The 19,234-nt window shown below is 61.6% G+C and carries 20 protein-coding genes and 1 other RNA gene; 11 read left to right on the forward strand and 10 right to left on the reverse strand.

The window, feature by feature from the left end; genetic code table 11:
- The 4 genes from LNV07_RS00005 to LNV07_RS00020 all read left to right on the forward strand — a co-directional run.
- On the forward strand, positions 1-407 hold a 407-nt coding region (locus LNV07_RS00005), incomplete at its 5' end, for a hypothetical protein (protein ID WP_263569133.1).
- 146 nt (positions 408-553) lie between these two features.
- Positions 554-973: a DUF4279 domain-containing protein gene (locus tag LNV07_RS00010; protein WP_263569134.1), complete on the forward strand. Its 420-nt coding sequence runs from the start codon at positions 554-556 to the stop codon at positions 971-973.
- 157 nt (positions 974-1,130) lie between these two features.
- Positions 1,131-1,442: a type II toxin-antitoxin system RelE/ParE family toxin gene (locus tag LNV07_RS00015; protein ID WP_263569135.1), complete on the forward strand. Its 312-nt coding sequence runs from the start codon at positions 1,131-1,133 to the stop codon at positions 1,440-1,442.
- Positions 1,426-1,740 carry a helix-turn-helix domain-containing protein gene (locus tag LNV07_RS00020; protein ID WP_263569136.1) on the forward strand — a complete coding sequence of 105 codons (315 nt, stop codon included), beginning with the start codon at positions 1,426-1,428 and terminating at the stop codon, positions 1,738-1,740. The genes LNV07_RS00015 and LNV07_RS00020 overlap by 17 nt, the downstream gene beginning before the upstream one ends.
- 488 nt (positions 1,741-2,228) lie before the next feature.
- Here the strand turns inward: LNV07_RS00020 and cysK are convergent, their stop codons facing one another.
- Together cysK and LNV07_RS00030 are read right to left on the reverse strand one after the other, a co-directional pair.
- On the reverse strand, positions 2,229-3,146 hold the full coding sequence (gene cysK / locus LNV07_RS00025) for a cysteine synthase A (protein WP_263569137.1): 918 nt from the start codon (positions 3,144-3,146) through the stop codon (positions 2,229-2,231).
- Positions 3,136-3,435, reverse strand: coding sequence for a helix-turn-helix domain-containing protein (locus LNV07_RS00030; protein WP_263569138.1), 300 nt, complete (start codon positions 3,433-3,435; stop codon positions 3,136-3,138). Before LNV07_RS00030 ends, cysK begins: the two co-directional genes overlap by 11 nt.
- A 49-nt stretch (positions 3,436-3,484) precedes the next feature.
- Here LNV07_RS00030 and rnpB point away from each other — a divergent pair.
- Positions 3,485-3,861, forward strand: an RNA gene (gene rnpB / locus LNV07_RS00035) — RNase P RNA component class A.
- 58 nt (positions 3,862-3,919) lie between these two features.
- Here rnpB and LNV07_RS00040 read toward each other — a convergent pair.
- Positions 3,920-4,924, reverse strand: coding sequence for a Gfo/Idh/MocA family protein (locus LNV07_RS00040; RefSeq protein ID WP_263569139.1), 1,005 nt, complete (start codon positions 4,922-4,924; stop codon positions 3,920-3,922).
- Positions 4,925-5,025: 101 nt separating this feature from the next.
- Here LNV07_RS00040 and LNV07_RS00045 point away from each other — a divergent pair, with 101 nt between their 5' ends.
- A complete protein-coding gene (locus LNV07_RS00045; RefSeq protein ID WP_263569140.1) occupies positions 5,026-6,231 on the forward strand; it encodes a multidrug effflux MFS transporter in 1,206 nt (401 codons plus the stop codon).
- Positions 6,232-6,306: 75 nt separating this feature from the next.
- Complete coding sequence (locus tag LNV07_RS00050; protein WP_263569141.1) at positions 6,307-7,311, forward strand: carbonic anhydrase; 1,005 nt, start codon at positions 6,307-6,309, stop codon at positions 7,309-7,311.
- A gap of 14 nt (positions 7,312-7,325) precedes the next feature.
- Here LNV07_RS00050 and LNV07_RS00055 read toward each other — a convergent pair whose 3' ends face one another.
- The 6 genes from LNV07_RS00055 to LNV07_RS00080 form a co-directional block, all read right to left on the reverse strand.
- The gene (locus tag LNV07_RS00055; protein ID WP_263569142.1) at positions 7,326-8,045 is read right to left on the reverse strand and encodes a substrate-binding periplasmic protein; all 720 of its coding nucleotides are present in this window, start codon (positions 8,043-8,045) and stop codon (positions 7,326-7,328) included.
- A 16-nt stretch (positions 8,046-8,061) separates the two neighbouring features.
- The gene (locus tag LNV07_RS00060) at positions 8,062-10,383 is read right to left on the reverse strand and encodes an ATP-binding protein (protein WP_263569143.1); all 2,322 of its coding nucleotides are present in this window, start codon (positions 10,381-10,383) and stop codon (positions 8,062-8,064) included.
- A 165-nt stretch (positions 10,384-10,548) separates the two neighbouring features.
- Positions 10,549-11,118, reverse strand: coding sequence for a DUF1415 domain-containing protein (locus LNV07_RS00065; protein ID WP_263569144.1), 570 nt, complete (start codon positions 11,116-11,118; stop codon positions 10,549-10,551).
- Positions 11,111-12,199: a M14 family metallopeptidase gene (locus LNV07_RS00070; protein WP_263569727.1), complete on the reverse strand. Its 1,089-nt coding sequence runs from the start codon at positions 12,197-12,199 to the stop codon at positions 11,111-11,113. Before LNV07_RS00070 ends, LNV07_RS00065 begins: the two co-directional genes overlap by 8 nt.
- Before the next feature lie 14 nt (positions 12,200-12,213).
- The gene (locus LNV07_RS00075) at positions 12,214-13,410 is read right to left on the reverse strand and encodes a M20 aminoacylase family protein (protein ID WP_263569145.1); all 1,197 of its coding nucleotides are present in this window, start codon (positions 13,408-13,410) and stop codon (positions 12,214-12,216) included.
- Positions 13,411-13,505: 95 nt separating this feature from the next.
- Positions 13,506-13,883 (reverse strand): hypothetical protein, encoded by a 378-nt coding sequence (locus tag LNV07_RS00080; protein WP_263569146.1) that lies wholly within the window; start codon positions 13,881-13,883, stop codon positions 13,506-13,508.
- Between the two features lie 64 nt (positions 13,884-13,947).
- On the opposite strand from LNV07_RS00080, the gene LNV07_RS00085 reads away from it, so the two are divergent.
- The 3 genes from LNV07_RS00085 to LNV07_RS00095 are packed head-to-tail and all read left to right on the forward strand — an operon-like array spanning position 13,948 to position 17,403.
- A complete protein-coding gene (locus tag LNV07_RS00085; RefSeq protein ID WP_263569147.1) occupies positions 13,948-16,017 on the forward strand; it encodes a molybdopterin-containing oxidoreductase family protein in 2,070 nt (689 codons plus the stop codon).
- Positions 16,014-17,075, forward strand: coding sequence for an aminopeptidase (locus LNV07_RS00090; protein ID WP_318013651.1), 1,062 nt, complete (start codon positions 16,014-16,016; stop codon positions 17,073-17,075). Before LNV07_RS00085 ends, LNV07_RS00090 begins: the two co-directional genes overlap by 4 nt.
- Before the next feature lie 4 nt (positions 17,076-17,079).
- A complete protein-coding gene (locus tag LNV07_RS00095; RefSeq protein WP_263569148.1) occupies positions 17,080-17,403 on the forward strand; it encodes a polyhydroxyalkanoic acid system family protein in 324 nt (107 codons plus the stop codon).
- Positions 17,404-17,443: 40 nt separating this feature from the next.
- On the opposite strand, the gene LNV07_RS00100 is transcribed toward LNV07_RS00095, so the two are convergent.
- Complete coding sequence (locus LNV07_RS00100; protein WP_263533809.1) at positions 17,444-17,695, reverse strand: acyl-CoA-binding protein; 252 nt, start codon at positions 17,693-17,695, stop codon at positions 17,444-17,446.
- Between the two features lie 115 nt (positions 17,696-17,810).
- Between LNV07_RS00100 and LNV07_RS00105 the strand changes: the two genes are divergently transcribed.
- The gene (locus tag LNV07_RS00105; protein WP_263569729.1) at positions 17,811-19,226 is read left to right on the forward strand and encodes a wax ester/triacylglycerol synthase family O-acyltransferase; all 1,416 of its coding nucleotides are present in this window, start codon (positions 17,811-17,813) and stop codon (positions 19,224-19,226) included.
- Positions 19,227-19,234: the final 8 nt, after the last annotated feature.

Raw genomic sequence — 19,234 nt, forward strand, 5'->3', positions numbered from 1 at the left:
GCCAGCACATGCGTAAAGCTTCACTTCTTGCAATGCTCCTCACCTCCTTCGCAGCCCTGGCTGATGCGAATGAAAACTGGATCCAAGTTCAAGGCGGCTCCTGGACTGTTCCTGCAAATGATGTCGTTCAAATGGCTGGGAAGATTCAGGCTGCGGCTGCGGGTGCACGCGGGCGCAGAGGCGCGCCGAAGGACATATCGACTTACGTTATCCAGTACCAAGGAGCGGGTCCGTCCAGCGCTCGGGTGATAGAACTGCGCGGCTCGTGTGAGGTTGATGCCCATTCCCGCGAGGAACGGCGCAAGGGCTTCTTCAACACTATGGACGGCGGCGATTGCTACTTCAGCGCTGTCTGGGACGCGAAGGCAATGAAATTCAAGATATTTTTATTCAATGGAGTTGCCTGATGCGAGTCGTGCTGGCTAACCTGTCGTTCGAACCGACTCGCAACGGCTGGTCTCTCCAGGCCCCCATTTCATTCTGGGCCTTCCGCGCCCAGCCGCCGCTCGCGGCTCAACTTCGACGTTAGCCCTCATTCACACACATTTTCAACATGCCTCCAGAGAATCCCGACTACATAAGCAGCGTTTCGTTGATGATCCTCGGCGAATCGTTGAATCCGTCGGTCGTGTCGCGCATCCTTGGACTGGAACCGGACAAATTCTGGAGCAAAGGTGACCCGAAGCAGATCGGGGAGTCCTTGCATGAATGGGGTGGCTGGCGGCAAAAACTACCGGATTCGTTGAAACGCAAACCATTCGAGGAACAACTGCGCTACTGGGCACAGGAACTTCTTGCTCGAATTCCTGGTATTCAAGAGCTTTCCGGGGCCGGAAATCGGTGCCTGCTTGATTGTTTCCTTACGACCGGTGAAGTTGCCCACATTCTTTTGAGCTCGGAACTCCAGCGCGAGGTTGCTAACTTGGGACTGGAATTCGAATTCAATGTTTGGGCGGGCCAAAATGAGGGCTAACCTGTCGTTCGAGCCGACTCGCAACGGCTGGTCACTCCAGGCCCCCATTTCATTCTGGGCCTTCCGTGCCCAGCCGCCGCTCGCGGCTCAACTTCGACGTTCGGCCTCTTGAAATTCGTTTCTGGACGATTGTGCGCCTTGGGCGTATAGTTCAGCAATGCTCACAGTCGTCGAAACTCTTCTCTTCCAACGTCAGTGGCCGCTCTATTGGAGCGAAGAGGAGCGCGGCGTATTTGCCGCTCACATTGCAGAGCATCCCACTGCCGGAGACGTCGTGCCCGAATCCGGCGGCATTCGCAAAGTGCGCTGGGGTCGCGCAGGTTCGGGCAAGTCGGGTGGCGTGCGAGTGATTTACTTCACTCGTAGTGCAGAAGGTGAAGTTGTCTTGCTTACGCTCTATGCGAAATCAAAAACGGACAACCTGACCGGCCCAAAGTTGAAGGAGATTCGCCGTGCCCTCGAAGAGTAAACCCCTGACCGACGCAGAACTGACTGCGTACGAAGCCAAACGCGATCTTGCTGCTGAGCTTCTGCAATCCGTGCGTGAAATGAAGGCGGGACAAGTCCGTGTTGTGGCGTCGCCAGTCATTGATGCTCGCAATAAGACGGGACTATCGCAGTCGCAATTCGCTGCGCTGATGGGTGTGTCGGTTCGTACCTTGCAGGGTTGGGAGCAAGGGCGCAAGCAGCCAAGCGGGGCAGCCCGCACGTTGTTGGCCATTGCTAGTTCCAATCCGAAGGCGTTGCTCGCGGTGGCGCACAAGTAGGCCTCATGCGCAAGAGGCCGAACCGGTCGTTCGAGCCGACTCGCAACGGCTGGTCTCTCCAGGCCCCCATTTCATTCTGGGCCGTCCGTGCCCAGCCGTCGCTCGCGGCTCAACTTCAACGTTGTGCCGCAGGCTAAGTGAATCGCCCCGGGGCGATTCACTCAACCGGACCCGAAACGGCATGCCTCCTGCGGGCCACATTTCATTTTGGCCCTCCGGCGTCCTGCCGTCGCGGGCCGGTTAGCTCAAACGTTGAGGCTGTAAAAAAATTCCCAAATCAGGTCACCCCGGATTCACATTGAGCGGCACATTCCACCGGGGTCAGGTCTTGATCCTGAAGCCCTTCCGTCATTTTTTGACTGGTCAAACTCCTTGCAATAACAGTCCCCTTTGAGCCCGCCGAGGTGAGCAGCGAGTTGGACGCGGCCTTGGCTGGGATCACCGCAGGGCCGAGCCGCTCGTAAGCGGCTCTGGGCGAACAACCAGCATCAGGCGGGCAAGAAGCCTTCGATCGACAAGTAGCGCTCACCGGTGTCGTAGTTGAAACCCAAGACCCGCGAGCCGGCGGGTAAGTCGGCCAATTTCTTGGCAATGGCGGCCAGCGTGGCGCCGCTGGAAATGCCCACCAGCAAGCCCTCCTGGGCGGCGCTGCGGCGCGCATATTCGCGCGCCTCCTCGGCCTCGACCTGGATCACGCCGTCGAGTAAATCGGTGTGCAAATTGGTCGGGATGAAGCCGGCGCCAATGCCCTGGATCGGGTGCGGTGCCGGCGCGCCGCCGCTGATGACCGGCGAGGCGCTGGGCTCGACCGCAAACACCTTCAAATTCGGCCAGGCCTTCTTAAGTACTTGCGCGCAGCCGGTAATGTGGCCGCCGGTGCCCACGCCAGTGATCAATGCGTCCAGACCTTCGGGGAAGTCGCGCAGGATTTCTTGCGCCGTGCTGCGCACATGGACGGCAATATTGGCCGGGTTTTCAAACTGCTGCGGCATCCACGATCCCGGATTTTCGGCCACCAATTCCTGCGCGCGGGCGATCGCGCCCTTCATGCCTTTTTCGCGTGGGGTCAAATCAAAGCTGGCGCCATAGGCCAGCATCAGCCGGCGACGCTCGACGGACATGCTGTCCGGCATCACCAGAATCAGCTTGTAGCCCTTGACGGCGGCCACCATGGCCAGACCAACGCCGGTATTGCCGGAGGTCGGCTCGATGATGGTCGCACCTGGCTTCAACAGACCACGCGCTTCGGCGTCTTCGACCATGGACAGCGCGATGCGGTCCTTGATCGAACCACCCGGATTGCTTCGCTCGGACTTGATCCAGACCTGCGCCTGCGCGCCGAACAGGCGCTGCATGCGGATATGCGGGGTGTTGCCGATGGTGGCAAGAACGTTGTCAACTTTCATGTGAGTCACTCCTTGGGGATGATGAATCTGGGGCTAGCAATTTCAAGCTCGGATGTTGCTGGGTCAAGAGTTGGAACATGGCGAAGATCGGCCCCGGCATATTGCGTGGGTCGCTGGCACTCTCCAAGGCCTGCCAGGTGCGCGATTGCAGTCCGCCTCGGCTACCGGCTTGCACCGGGTAAGCCATTAGCTGTGCGGCCTCCACCTGGCTCAGGCCGGCGGCAACGCGTGCAGCCTTGAGTTCATCGCCGCTGGGCGAGGGCATGTCGATCGAGGTGAACTTTGGCATGGCGGACTGGGTGAATGAAGCGCCAATCGTAGGCGATAATGCTGGCTGTGAAGCAAGCCAGACCGCCGCTGGCCCGATCATGGAAACATGGGGCTGGAGGAAGGTCCGGACTGCATAGAGCGGCGTAGCAGTTAACGGCTGTCCGGCGTGAGCCGAGGATCAGAGCAACAGAGACGAGTCGATCAAACGTGCCGGGTGTAATAGCTCGGCGGGACCGGAAGCGCAGCCTCCGGGATCGGGTGAAACGGGCAATCTCTACGCGCAGCAACACCAAGTAGGCCAGTATTGATGCGGCTCGCAGAGCTGGCGGGTAGGTGGCACCGAGCCGGGCAGTGATGCCCGGCCAAGAGGAATGGCGGTCACAGCACCCAAGCCCGCAAGGGCAAGGGCGCTGCACAGAATCCGGCCTATCGGCTTGCTTCACTCTTTTAAACTTTTGTTTTTGCGTGACAGACCGCCTTAGGGCTTGTCCCGAGTAGCTCTGTCAGCAACTGATTGAGCGGGTTTGCAGCAGAGACTCGATGGTCTCTTGCACGGCCAGCGCTTCGGCATAGCCGGGCAGCCCATGCTGGCGGCCCTCAATCATTGCCACCCATTGATCGAGTTGGTCGACCTGGCTGCGTTGACGCAAACCGTCGGCTTCTGCCGAGATGCCTGCAAGTAACCGGCCATCATGGCGGTGCACCTCGATCCGGCTGAACCATTCCCGCAGATCGACGCTGCCGGCCGCGCCGCGCCATTGCATGTGATTGAGGTCGGCTTGCTCGCCCCCCACCTTGCCCTTGATCAGGACATTGACCGCGCCGACCTTGAGCTCGGCCTGCAAGTCGGTCTCGGCCATGCGGCCATCGCTCGGATAGTCGACCCGGCTGCGGACTACCGACGCCGGCCCCAGCACGCGCTGCAGCGCGAAGATGAAATGCGATAGAACCTCGCGGCAGAAGCCTCCTTCGGTGCGCTCGGCCAGCCAAGCTCCGGCGGCGGCTTGCCAGGGCCTGGGCCAAGCGGCAAAGGCGAGTTCCAGTTCGACCGCTTGCAAGGCGCCCAGTTCGGATGCGTTGCCGGCACCGAAATGCTGTTGCAACAAGGTCAAACCGGGCGAGGAGGCGAGGGCGAAATTGACGGCGGCGCGCTGCCCTTCGGCCGCGATGCGGGCGATGCAGCGGCGGGCGGCGTCGAAATCGACCGTCAGCGGCTTCTCGCAAAACACCGTCAGCCCGGCGTCAAAAGCCTGCTCGGACAGCGTCATATGCGGTGCCGGCGGCGTGGCGATATAGAGCGAACGCAGGCCGGCCTCGGTGATCAAGTCTGCGGCGCAAGCTGCCGCCCGCAGCTGCGGATAGCTCTGCAGTGTCTGTGCCACGGCGGCTGGATTCGCATCCCAAACCAACACGGGGCGCAAGCGCGGGTGGCCAGCCAAGCGCGCCAACATGCGTTGGCCCATCACTCCCAGGCCGATCACGCCGACATTCAAATGCTGTTGACTCATGCTTTGTTCGCTGTGCAATACCTTAGAAGGGCGCCAGTTTAGGGCCGCGCATACACTGGCCGGCTGCACATTTCGGTTGCCTTGCCGGCGCCCCTCTCTTTATGAATCCAGAAGCCGGTCATCTGTGGCGCGGCCCGCGTTGGGCCTTGGCTGTTTTGCTGGCGGGCTTGGGCATGATCGGGCCGTTTTCGATCGACACCTATCTGCCAGCCTTTGCCGGTATCGCGGCGGCCTTGCATGCCACGCCGATCGAGATGCAGCAAACGCTGTCGAGCTATTTGTTCGGCTTTGCGCTGATGAATTTATTCCATGGCGCTTTGTCCGACAGTTTCGGGCGCCGACCGGTGGTGCTGTGGGGCATGGCGGTGTTCACGCTGGCCTCGGTGGGCTGTGCGCTATCGGGAAGCATCGGGCAACTGGTGTTTTGGCGCACGGTGCAGGGCATGTCGGCCGGCGCCGGCATGGTGGTGTCGCGCGCCATCATTCGCGATATGTTCCCGCCGTCCGAGGCGCAGCGGGTGATGTCGCAGGTGACTATCTTCTTCGGCATCGCCCCGGCGATTGCGCCGATGATCGGCGGTTTCTTGTTTGTGCACACCGATTGGCACGCAATTTTTTGGTTCCTGGTCTTCGTCGGGGTGGTGCTCTTCATTGCCAATTGGCGTTTGTTGCCGGAGACCCTGCATGCCGATATGGTGCAGCCTTTCCAGGTCCGGCCTCTGCTGCGCGGCTACTGGCAACTCTGCTCGAACCGGCGCTTTATCTTGTTAGCGCTGGCCAGCGGCATCCCGTTCAATGGCATGTTTTTGTATGTGCTGGCCGCGCCGGTTTTTGTCGGTGAACATTTGAAGCTGGCGCCGACGCAGTTTTTCTGGTTCTTCTGCTTTGCCATCGGCGGCATCATGGCCGGTGCCTGGTTGAGTGGGCGCCTGGCCGGGAAGATCAAGCCCAGGCAACAGATCCGGCGCGGGTTCATCATCATGTTCACCTTCTCCACGCTCAATGTGGGACTGAATTTGCTGCTGCCGCCGAGCCCGTTCTGGGCCTTGCCGGTGATCGGGGCGTTCTCGTTCGGCTGGGCCTTGATGGTGCCGGTGGTGACGCTGCTGGCGCTGGATGAGGTGCCCGAGCGGCGCGGCATGGCTTCGTCCTTGCAGGCTTGCATTGGCAGTGCCGCCAACGGCGTGGTGGCAGGTGTCGTGGCCCCCTTGGTGATGCACTCCACGCTCACTTTGGCGCTGACCTCAATGGGTTTGATGAGCATTGGTCTGCTGGCTTGGACCGCGGTCAAACGGCAATTGAAATAGGGCCGCCGGCTCAAGCTGGCGCCAATTTGACCGAAGACATGACGATTGGAGCGCACCGAGGTGCGGGAGCATCGCATGGAAGAAATTTTCAAAAAGAAATACGTAGGGCGCTTGATTCGAGTCGGCGTGATCGCGTGCGCCTGCAGCAGCGCATCGCTGGCGCAGGCCTCGGAAGCCAAGACTAAGCCCGCTGCGGCGCCTGCCGCAGCAGCAGCAGGCGAAGAATCTCTGGACCTGTTGCGCCAGCGCCTGGCTGAACGCCTGAGCAGCAAGGGCGACGCCCCCGCTCCGGGCATGAAGGTGACGGCCAGCGGCGGACACGAGGAGGCGGGCAAGGCCGCCAAAGCTGCCAAGGCCGGCAAGAAAGCAGAGCCGGCCGCGCATGCCGCCACCGAGCATGCACATTGGGGTTATGTCGGGGAGGGCGCGCCCGAGCGTTGGGCCGAACTGGATCCCGAGAACCGCCAATGTGCGATTGGCACAAGACAAAGCCCGATCGACATCCGCGAGGGCATCCGCGTCGATCTCGAGAAGATCAATTTCGACTACCGGCCGAGTAATTTTGCGGTGCTGGACAATGGCCATACGGTGCAGGTCAATGTCGCACCCGGCAATGCTTTGCAGGTGATGGGGCGGCGTTTCGAGTTGCTGCAGTTTCACTTTCATCGCCCCAGCGAAGAGCGCATCAATGGCCGCCAATACGATATGGTCGCGCATCTGGTGCACAAGGATGCCGACGGCAAACTGGGCGTGGTGGCGGTGTTGTTGGAGCGCGGCCGCGACCAGGCCTTGATTCAAACCATCTGGAATAACCTGCCGCTTGAAAAAGGCCAGCCCTTGGCGGCGCCCGGCCTGCTGGATTTGAATCAGCTCTTGCCCGAGGACCGCAGCTATTTCACCTATATGGGCTCGCTGACCACGCCGCCTTGTTCCGAGGGCGTGCTCTGGATGGTGATGCGCACGCCGGTGCAGCTGTCGAGCAATCAGATTTCGATCTTTGCGCGGCTCTACCCGATGAACGCCAGGCCGATTCAGGCCGCCTCGGGGCGATTGATCAAGGAGTCATCCGGCGGGCCGTGAGACCCCCATGTCACTTAGGGTGAGTAGCCAAAGTCGGCGTAGATTTTCTTGATCGCGCCCTGTTTGTCCAAACCGGTCAACAGGGCGTTCAATCGTTTGACCAAGTCGTCCGGCATTTGCGCATTGCAGGCCAGGTACATCTCGGTGCGGTTGAAATTGAGCACCGGCGCTATGCCCTGAATGCCTTGTTGCTGCAGCCGGTATTGGCCAGTCAGGCGACCGGTGGCCCAATAATCGATGCGGCCGAGCTGCAGCTTCTTCGGGTTCAGATCGTCCGATGATGCGACATCCACCCGGTGGCCGCGCGTCTGCAAATAGCTGACGATGGCATCGCCTTGATAGCTGCCTATGCTTGCATTCAGTAACTCATCCAGCCGGTTCGGTCTGGCGGCATCGCTGAGCGCAAACAGCGCCCAGTCGTTGTAGACCAGCGGCCCGATCCATTTGTAGAGAGCTTCCCGCTCGGGTGTGCGCGACATTGAGTAGACACAGGTGTTGATCTGCACGCGTGCCATCGAGATGGCACGGGCCCAGGGGTAGAGGGTCACTTCATATTCCAACCCTGCTTCGGTCAGCAAAGCCTTGACGATCTGGGTCGAAATGCCGCTGACCTGGCCCTTGGCGCCGCTCATGTTGTAGGGCGGGTACTCCTCGGTCAGCAGAGTCAAATGCTGACCCATGGCAGGCCTTGTCAGGCACAGAGCCAGCAAGCAGCTGCCAACGGCGATGCGCATGACCATATTCCTCGGTTCAGGTCGGCGGGTTTGTATGGAGTTTCTCGCTGCGACTCAACCACCGATACAAGGTCGCAAACAGTTGTTCGGCCACCACCGGCTTGGCCACATGATCATTCATACCGGCGTCCAGGCAACGTTGGCGTTCCTCGGCAAAGGCATTGGCGGTCATCGCCAATATGGGTGTGCGCTTGCCGCCTGCGCTGCCTCGTATCGCGCGGGTCGCCGCCAAGCCGTCCATCAGCGGCATTTGCACGTCCATCAAGATCAAGGCGTAGTCATACTCGCCGGCCATGCGCAAGGCCTCCTGGCCGTCGCTGGCCACATCCACCACCAAGCCGGCGCTGCCCAACATGGCCACCGCGACTTCCTGGTTAACGGCGTTGTCTTCGGCCAGCAGCACTCTTGTGCCCTTGAACTGCTGCAGCAACTCCCGCGCCACCGCGCCGCGCGAGGCCTGCGGCGGAGCCACGGCCGGTGAGGCGCCTTTGCTCTTCTCGACCTGGATCGTGAACCAGAAACGGCTGCCTTCGCCGGGGCTGCTTTGCACGCCGACCTGGCCATGCATCAGCGCGGCCAAGCGCCGGCAAATGGCCAGACCCAGACCGGTTCCGCCATAACGGCGTGTCGTGGAACTGTCGGCCTGTTCGAAATCTTGAAAAAGGCGAGACTGGGCCTCTTGGCTGATGCCGATGCCGCTGTCTTGCACCTCAAAACGCAGCTTGAGCGCGTCGCCAAAATCCGCCTCGATGTTGGCGGCCAGCCTGACGAAACCAGTCTCCGTGAACTTGACCGCGTTGCCGGCGAAATTCAACAAAATTTCGGTGATGCGTTGGGCATCGCCGGCCAAGATCTGGGTGGCAAGCGGATCACACACTTCAACCTGAACCTGCAGTCCCTTCTCGTTGGCGCGCTGAGCCAACATGCTGGAGACGTTGTCGAGCACCTGCGCGACGTTGAAGTCATTGTGGGCCAGTTGCATCTTGCCGGCTTCGATCTTGGAAAAATCCAGGACATTGTTGATGATGCTGAGCAAATGCTCGGCCGCATCGGCGACCTTTTGCAGCCGAACTTGTTGGGCCGGCTCGGTGCTATCGCTTTGAACCAGATAGGTCAGGCCGATGATGGCATTCATCGGTGTGCGGATTTCGTGGCTCATATTGGCCAGGAAGGCACTCTTGGCCAAGCTTGCCGCCTGCGCCGCCTTGGTGGCCTCGGCCAATTCGGCGGTGCGGGCCTCGACCAACTCCTCCAGGTGCAGGCGGTAACGTACCAACTCCAGGGCGTCGCGACGTTGATGCGAAATGTCGGTCAAAAAACCATGCCAGAGCACCGTGCCGGCGGGTTCCAGTTGCGCGATGGCGTTGCCGAAGATCCAGCGCTCGCCGCCATCCTCCCGGGGCGTGCGGAACTCTTGTTGCCAGGGCGTCAGGGCGCGGGCAGAGGCCAGCAGTGACTCGCGCACCGCCGCCCGGTCAAGCGCCGAAATTTGTTCGAACCAAGGTTCGGCGTCCAAGGCCAAGTTGGCGCCCGACACATTGAAATAATCCTTCACCGCCTCGCTGACATAGGCAAAAGAGAATCGGCCATCTTGGCCCAAACGCAATTGGTAGACCACTCCGGGCACCGTTTCGGCCATGCCGCGCAGGCGCTCGATCAAGGCCCGCTGTTCGTTGAATTGCTGCTGCAGCGCGTCGCGCATATGTTCGAGGTGAGCGCCCAGCAGGCCGATCTCGTCTTTGCGGCCGGGGGGCAGTTGCGCGGTGAATCGGCCTTGTGCCAAATCATTGGCGAAGCCGCCTAACTCCCGCAGTGGACGCATCAGTCTGGAGTTCAGCAAGGCCAAAATCAGGGCCAAGGAGGCCAGCAACTGGCCGCCGACAGTCGCGCCGTAAAGCCAGCGCTGACGCGTCAATGCGGCGGTGCTGAGGTGGTCATCCACCTCGACCTTCAAATGCCCGATGCGGGCCACGCCGCGAAAGATCTCGCGTTCGCCCTTGACGCTGAGACCCTTCTGGCGCTCCGGGAAACTCATTTCAATGAAGGGTGCGCCTTGCGAGGCATCGCGGACGGTCACCCGCACCACGTCGGGAGATTTCATCACGGCGGCCACCACTTCGCGCGCCGCCACCGTGTCCAGGTTCCACAGCAATTCGGGCAGGCTGCTGACCAGTACATCGAGTTTCGCCTCCAGGTCGCGCTGCAGTGCGGCTTCGGCCGCCTGCGGTTCACGCAGGCCAATCAACAGACCACCCACGATCAAGGCGGGCAGCAGTAAACCAATGCTGGCGCCCAGCGCAATCGCGACAAACAGGGAGCTGGCGGACTTTCTACTCAATAGGGCCTCGTCATTCTTGGCTGATGCTGGAGCGCGGACGCGGGTCCATTGGTTTGGTGTTGATTCTCAAGGCCCTGGCTAGCCTTGAAGCGCCGATATGAGGCGCATTCTGTCCCGAATAGCCTGCTTGCACGCGCTTTTCTTGGCCCGCAGTGAGCGGGGCTTCTAGGCACTACCGGCCTTCAATCCCAGGGCGAGCCAGCCTTCTAGGCCTAGCTTTTCCAGGGTGAGCATATTCTCCTCGTAGATCGCGTCGGTATCGGCCATGGTTTCGGTGGCGCGGGCAATGCTGGTCTCACGCAGCAGATGCAGCGTCGGGTAGGGCGAGCGGTTGGTGTAGTTGCTGATATCACTTGGCTCGGTGCCGCCGAACTGATAGTCGGGATGAAAGCTGGCAATCTGCAACTCGCCGTCCAAGGCCAGATCCTCGACCAAGGCGTCGGCGGCGCCGAGGAAATCATTGAAGTCGAGAAAGTCGGTCAGCACCAAGGGGTGAATCACCAGGGTGGTTTCGATCTCATTCGGGTCGGCCCGCATCAGACTCAGCAATTCGCGCGCCAGCTCCTTCAGCAGCGCCTCCGGCGTCGTGGCCGCGCTGACAACATAACGCAGCCTTTGATTGACATGCACGCTTTTGGCAAACGGGCAGAGGTTGAGCCCGATGACGGCCTTTTCCAGCCACTCTTGGGTTTCTTGCTGGATGCTCGCGCTGCGTGTCGGGTCTAGTTCAGTCATTGTTTGTCAATCCTCTCAAGGCTTGGCCGCAGGCTTCGCGGGCCTGGGTCAGCAGTTGCTGCTTCCAGTCATCGGTGTCGATGTAAAAAGCGTCGCGAATTTGTTGCTTGATGGCGAGGGCCTGTGCCGCGCTGGCCTCGGGGTGGGCTTCCAGCCAGTGATCGGCGCGCAAGGCGTCGATCATCTGGGTCAGCGGCAGCGTGCCGAATTCGAGCGCAATGCCGGTGTACTGGGCGTCTGGAAGCAGCTCGGGCACGACCGACCACATCAAGCCGACCAAGGGCGCCGAGCTAGAGCTGCCATCGGCCAGCGAGGTTATCTCCTGGCCCCACCAGCGCCTTGCCCGGGCCAAGGATTGGCCATCGTCATGGCCGGCAAAAATGCGCTCGCCGTGGCCGCTGGGGCCCAGGCCGGTATGCAGATCAATCCATGCGACCGCTTCGCTGGCGCCGGCTTGTTCTTGCAAGACATGGCGCAGCGTCTGTTGGCTCCAGGTCGGCGCGCGGCCGCCGTAGAACAGACCCAGCTCATGCTCGTACTGGCCGCCGGTAATGGCGGCCTGCAGACCCTTGTCACCATGGCGGGCGGCATAGTCGTCCAGCAGGGCTTGAGCTGCGGCCTTGGGCGGCCATTGGCTGGGAATCAAGGCGGCGGCGATTTCGTCGTAGCCGGCGTTGTGCGGCAAGGGCCGGTGGAAATCATGCCAATTGCGATTCAGGTCGACGCCTTCTTGCGTGACTCTGCGCCACCAGGAAAACCCATGCGGATTGAGCGCATGGATGTACAACACGGCCGCCCCGCTTGCCGCTACCGCAGCCAGCCAAGTGTGGTCGTTCAACAGGCCGGCTTGTATGCCTGAGCCGGCAAAGCCCTCGACGCCGTGGCAGGCGCTGCTGATGATCAGCAGGCGCCTTGCCTGGCGCGGCCCTTGGCGAACCACGTCCATGGCCAGCCGCTCGCCGTCGCGACCCAGCAAGGGGTGCCAATGAGGTTCATTGTCCAGGCCCGCAGACTCGGCCGCGGCCAGGAACTTGGCCCTCGCCTCGGCGTAGCTTTGCGAAAAATGAGCGGCGGCCTTCATCGCGGGTTTCAAGCTCAGGGCTTGGGTGCGTTCAACCAAGCTTCGGCCAACCTGACCCACATCGAGCCGCCCAGCGGGATCAACTCGTCATTGAAGTCGTAGCTGGGGTTGTGCAACATGCAAGGCCCCATGCCATGGCCGCCGTCGCGGTGGCTGCCATCGCCATTGCCGATCAGGAAATAGCAGCCGGGCTTTTGCTGCAGGAAGAAGCTGAAGTCTTCTGCGCCCATGGTCGGCTCGAACTCCTGCACATTGGCGGCGCCGACCATGGCGACCAGGCTTTGCCGGACAAACTCGGTCTCGGCCGCAGGGTTGATGGTCGGCGGGTAGTTGCGCCGGAACTCGAACTCGCAGCGCACTTCGAACGCTTGCGCGGTGGCCTCGGCCATCTGCTGCATGCGACGCTCAATCATGTCCAGCACCTCCAGCGTGAAGGTGCGCACCGTGCCTTCGATCACGCAGCTGTCGGGGATCACATTGGTGGCCTCGCCGGTGTGGATCATGGTGACGGAAATAACGCCGGCATCGATCGGACGCTTGTTGCGGCTGATGATGGTTTGAAAGCCCTGCACCATCTGGCATGCCGCCGGCACCGGGTCGATGCCGTTGTGTGGCATCGCCGCATGGGCACCCTTGCCGTGCAAGGTGATTTTGAACTCGTTGCTGGAGGCAAACACCGGCCCGCTCTTGACCGCGAACTGCCCGGCCGCCATGCCCGGCCAGTTGTGCGCGCCGAACATCGCTTCCATCGGGAACAGCTCGAACAAGCCGTCCTTGATCATCTCGCGGGCGCCGCCGCCGCCTTCTTCGGCCGGTTGAAACACCAGGTAAATGGTGCCGTCGAAATTGCGTTCGGTGGACAAATGCTTGGCCGCAGCCAGGAGCATGGCGGTATGGCCGTCATGCCCGCAGGCGTGCATCTTGCCGGCGTAGGTGCTGGCATGGGCGAAATGGTTGTGCTCTGTCATCGGCAGCGCGTCGATGTCGGCGCGCAGGCCGACGGCGCGCGCGGAGTTGCCGTTTTTGATGATGCCGACCACGCCGGTCGTACCCAGGCCACGGTGTACCGGGATGCCCCAATCGCTCAAGGCCTTGGCGATCAGCTCGGAGGTGCGCTGCTCCTGAAAGCATAACTCCGGGTGTGCATGGATGTCGCGCCGCAAGGCGGCAATGCCTGGCGCATCGGTCAATATCGAGTCGATCAGCTTCATGAGCTCTCCGTGACGGGTACATGCCTTGCGCGGTTGAAGGCGGCGACCCAATGCCAGGGAGTTTAATGCCGGTCCCTGCCACCCCTTGTCGCCCTTCAGTCCTTCTTGGGCATAAAGAAGTGCGTATCGGCGAAGCCGTCGGCCGGCGTCGCGACAGGATCCGTCGCTTCAATGAATGGCCCACTGTCCTCGAAGCTTTGGCGTGCCGCATGCACGCGCTGCTGCTGCGCCTTTGCTGCGTCTTGCCGGGTCAGGGTATGGCGCAGCTCGGCCAGTTCCGCCTGCAGTTGCTCGACCTGCTTGCGCGCCTGCGAGTTCTGCTGGTTCAGGGTCTGGCGAGCTTTTTCGAGCTTGCCAACGCGGGCCGCCGCCGCCGCCAATTTGCGGCCAAACCACCACATAGCGCCAAGCCAGGCCAGGCCGGCCGCCAGCACGGCGGCGCTGCCACCTATCAACCAAGCGTTGCTATCCATAGCTTTCTCCGGCAGTTAGATCACGCTGCGGCCAAGTATCCGTCCAATGTGCAATAGTTGCGATATGCACAGCCTCAGCTCTCGAACCCCGACTCAAGCCCTCGTCAACGGCGCCTGTCCGCATGACTGCCCCGATACCTGCGCCTTGGCGCTGACGGTTGAAAATGGCCGCGTCATCAAGGTGCAGGGCCGGGCCGATCATCCCAGCACCCATGGCGCCTTGTGCACCAAGGTGTCGCGCTATGCTGAACGTACCTATCATGCCGAGCGGGTCTTGCAGCCGCTCAAACGGGTCAGTGGCAAGCATGAGGCGCCGCGCTTTGAGCCGGTCACCTGGGCCGCCGCGCTGGCCGACATCGCCTCTCGCCTGGGTGCGATATCCGCACGCGACCCGCAAGCGATTCAGCCCTATAGCTACGCCGGCACCATGGGGCTGTTGCAGGGCGAGGCGATGGCCGGGCGCTTTTTCAACCGTCTGGGCGCCTCTCTCTTGGACCGCACGATTTGCGCCTCGGCCGGAGCGGCGGCGCTGACCGCGACCTATGGTCACAAGCTAGGCATGCATTTGCCCTACTTTGCCGAGAGTCGCTTGATCCTGATCTGGGGCAGCAATTCGATCGCGTCGAACCTGCATTTCTGGACCTACGCCAACCAGGCAAAGCGAGCCGGCGCCAAGCTGATTTGCATCGACCCGCGCAAGACCGAGACGGCCGATAAATGCCATCAGCACATCGCGCTGATGCCCGGCACCGACGGCGCGCTTGCGCTGGGGCTGATGCAACAGTTGATAGCCCATGACTGGCTCGATCACGACTATCTGCGCGACCATGTCGATGGCTGGGACGGCGTCGGTGGCTTGCGCGAGCGGGCGCTGGCCTGGCCGCCCGAGCGGGTGGCCGAGGTCTGCGGCATTGCGGCCGACGAGGTGCGCGGCCTGGCTCGTGACTATGCGCAGACGGCTCCGGCCGCGATCCGCTTGAATTACGGCATGCAGCGGGTGCGCGGCGGCGGCAATGCGGTGCGCCTGATTGCCTTGCTGCCTTGCCTGACCGGCGCTTGGCGCAACCGTGCCGGCGGCCTGCTCTTGTCGAGTTCGGGCTGGTTCGCGCCCTATAAACGCGCCGATCTGGAACGGCCCGAGCTACGCGCCGGGCGGCCAACTCGGACCGTCAATATGAGCACGATTGGCGATGACTTGCTGCGCCCGACCGGCCCCGACTTTGGCCCGCAGATCGAGGCGCTGATCGTCTACAACAGCAATCCGGTCGCGGTGGCGCCGGAGTCGCCCAAGGTGGTGCGGGGCTTTCAGCGCGCCGACCTGTTCACCGTGGTGCTCGAGCATTTCATGACCGACACAGCAGATCTGGCCGATTATGTGTTGCCGGCCACCACGCAGATGGAGCATCTGGATGTGCACACCAGCTATGGCCACACCGATGTCTTGATCAATGAAGCGGCGGTGGCGCCGCTGGGCGAGGCCAGGCCGAATACGCAGATTTTCCGGGACTTGGCCGCCGCCATGGGTTTCACCGAGGCTTGCTTTGCCGACACGGACGAGCAATTGGCGCGCCAGGCCTTCAGCGCGGAAATCGATTTCGACGCCTTGCGCGTACAGGGATGGCAAAGCCTGCCGCTGGCCGAGGCGCCGTTCGCCAACGGTGGATTTTTGACCGCCAATGGCCGCGCCCAATGCGGCGACGCCGACCATTTGGCCAATTACGAGAGCGTGGTCTCCAGCCCAGAACTGGCGGCACGCTATCCGCTGGCGATGATCTCGCCGCCGGCCCGCAACTTCCTCAATTCCAGCTTCGTCAATGTGAAGAGTTTGCGCGATATCGAGGGCGAGCCGCTGGTCGAGATTCATGCCGTGGATGCGGCGGCACGCGGCTTGGCGGACCGGGCGATGGTGCGTATTTTCAACGACAGGGGCAGCTACCCCTGCCGGGCGCGCATCAGCGCGCGGGCGCGCCCCGGCGTCGTCAACGGCCTCGGTGTGTGGTGGCGCAAGCTGGGTGTGGCGGGCAGCAATGTCAATGAAGTCACCCATCAGCGCCTGACCGATATGGGCGGTGGCCCCAGTTTTTATGATTGCCTGGTCGAGATCGAGGCTTGGGACGGAGGGCAGACCGAGTGAGGGTTTTCACAGTCGCAATGCTGGCGCTGTCGGCTCTGCTTGGGGGCTGCTCCCAGCTCGGCTACCTGGGGCAATCGGTGGGCGGCCATCTGAATCTGATGGCGGCGGCAAGGCCGGTCGAAGCGATTTTGGCCGAGCCCGAGTTGGCGGCGGATCTGCGTGAGCGTCTGCTGTTGAGTCAACGCCTGCGAACCTATTCGGTCGCCCAGTTGAAGCTGCCGGATAACGACAGCTATCGCCGTTATGCCGACCTGAGCCGTTCGGCGGCGGTCTGGAATGTGGTGGCCACGCCCGAGCTCAGTTTGACGCTGAAGACCTGGTGCTTCCCGGTCATGGGCTGCGTCGGCTATCGGGGTTACTTTGACCGGGCCGAGGCCGATGCCTATGCCGCGCAACTGCGCACCGAGGGCATGGAGGTATTGGTCTACGGGGTGCCGGCCTATTCCACCTTGGGTTGGAGCAATTTCTTCGGTGGCGACCCGCTGCTGAATACATTCATCAAATACCCACCGGGTGAGTTGGCGGGCATGTTGTTTCACGAACTGGCGCATCAGGTCGCCTACGCGGCCGACGACACGCAGTTCAATGAATCATTCGCCACCCTGGTCGAGCGGCGCGGTGCCGAGGCCTGGTTGCAGGCGCAGGCTTTGCCCGCCGAACGCGCAGCTCACGCGCTGCGACTGCAGCGGCGCGAGCAGTTCCGGGCCTTGACGGGCGAGTACCGAAGGCGTCTGGCCGAGCTGTATGCCACGCAGCAGAGCGACTCCGTCAAGCGCGTGGCCAAGACGGCTCTGTTGCAGGGCTTGCGGGATGACTATGGGCGGCTGAAGGCTGAGGAATGGGGTGGCGATGCTTCCTATGACGGCTGGTTTGTGCGCGCCAACAACGCCAGTTTTGCTTTGCTGGCGGCCTATTCAGATCTGACCCCGGCTTTTGATGCCTTGCTGGCGCGTCAGGCGCATGATTGGCCGCGTTTTTATGCCGAGGTCAAGCGTCTGGCGGCGCTACCCAAGGCCGAGCGTCGGGCCGAATTGCTGAACAATAAAACCGGAGACTAAAGACATGGCCGATATCCTCATCCACAGAGATCATGAGCTGGGCTTGAAGCGGGCGCGCGAGATCGCGTGGGCCTGGGCCGAGCAGGTCGAGGCCAAGTTTGATATGGAGTGCACGGTGCTGGAGGGCAAGACCAGCGATACCGTGGAGTTCAGCCGTTCGGGTGTCAAGGGGCAGTTGATCGTGGCGGCCAAGCATTTCGAGTTGAGCGCCAAACTGGGCTTCTTGCTCGGCGCCTTCCGGGGCACGATCGAGGGCGAGATCCAAAAGGAACTTGATGCCCTATTGACGGCGGATGCGGGCAAGAAGAGCAAGCCGCCAAAAAAATAGGCCGAGCGCTATGGGCTCGGCCTATCGATGCGGGTAGTGCTTACTTCAGCGATTCGATCAGGTCGATATAGCTCTGCTTGGCCTCGTCCTGGCTCTGGCCCTTCAGCTCATTCCAGGCATCCCATTTGGCGCGGCCGACCATGTCGGTGAAGCCTGGGCGTGAGCCCTCCACATCGCCGCTGCTGCCTTGCTTGAACAGCGCATAGAGCTTGAGCAAGGTCATATTGTCCGGGCGCTCGGGCAATTGTTTTGATCCAGCAACGGCTGCGTCGAATTGGTCCTGAAGGCTCATGGGTTCTCCTAAATAGTGGTAACAATCGGGATAGACAGCCTTGATGTTAACCAGCATTGTGTAGGCAGCACACACCAAATTCTAGGAGACAGTTTTGTCGCAAGCGATTGAACGCATGTCCAAGGTAGACACCGCTTGGCTACGCATGGATACCGAATCCAATTTGATGATGATTGTGGGCGTTTGGTACATCCGCCCATCCATCACTTTGGAGGCTTTGAAGGAGCGGGTGCAGGCGAGGCTGCTGCAATACACGCGCTTTCACCAGCTTGTTGTGGAAGATGCGCTGGGTGCTCAATGGGTCGAAGACGAAGACTTCGATATTGACCGCCATGTGGTCGCCGAGGTGTTGATGCCGGTGCGCGGCAAGGCCGGCCAAACAGGGCAGGATGCCTTGAAGGAGCGGGTGGCAGAGTTGGCGATGGAGCCCTTGAATCCGGCGCACCCGCTCTGGCAGTTCCACTTGATTGAGGATTTGGCTGCGGGGGAAGAGCTGGGTAGCAGCGGCTTGATCATGCGCATTCATCACTGCATTGGCGACGGCATTGCGCTGACATCGGTGATGATGTCGATTACCGATGGTGGGCGCGCGCCCCCGAAGCGACAGCAGCAGCCGCGTGATGACAAGGACTGGCTGACCGACAGCCTGTTGCGACCGATGGCCGACTTGGCGATCAAGGCGATAGGCGCTGCCGGTTCGGGGGTGGCGAAATCGGTCGAGGCCTGGAACCATCCGCCGCACCCGCTCGACTCGTCGGTCGACATGGCGCGGATCGGCTATCAGGCGCTCAATGATGTGGCCGCCTTCGCCTTCATGCCGGATGACTCGCATACGCAACTCAAGGGCAAACCGGGCAAGAAAAAGTGCGTTGCCTGGAGCAATGACTTGCCGCTGGACGCCGTCAAGGCCGTGGGCAAGGGACTGGGCTCCTCGATCAATGATGTCTTGCTCAGCTGCGTTGCCGGTGCGATAGGCAGTTACCTGCAGAGCAAGGGCGAGGATGTCGAGGGCAAGGAAATCCGGGCGATGGTGCCGGTCAATCTGCGACCCTTGGCGAATAGCTACCAGTTGGGTAATCGCTTCGGCCTGGTGCCGCTGGTGCTGCCGATCGGGATCGAGAACCCGGTCGAGCGCCTTTATGCGGTGAGAGCCCGCATGAATGAGCTCAAAGGCAGTTTTCAGCCGGTGCTGGCCTTCGGACTGTTGTCGGTGGCGGGCTTGCTGATCAAGCCGGTGCAGACGGCGATGTTGAATATATTCGCCAAAAAGGCCACGGCGGTGATGACCAATGTGCCGGGCCCGACCGCGCCGCTGCAGATGCTGGGATCACAGGTTGAGCGGCTGATGTTCTGGGTGCCGCAATCGGGCGATATCGGCGTCGGCGTCAGCATCCTGACCTATGCCGGCCGGGTGCAATTTGGCCTGATCACCGACAGCACGCTATGCCCTGATCCCGAGGGCATCATCGACCGTTTCGAGCCGGAATTCAATAAACTCCTGCTGCTGACGATGATGCTGCCCTGGGAGTAGGACGAAGG

It is taken from the genome of Roseateles oligotrophus, assembly GCF_025717515.1.
GTDB lineage: Bacteria > Pseudomonadota > Gammaproteobacteria > Burkholderiales > Burkholderiaceae_C > Paucibacter_A > Paucibacter_A oligotrophus.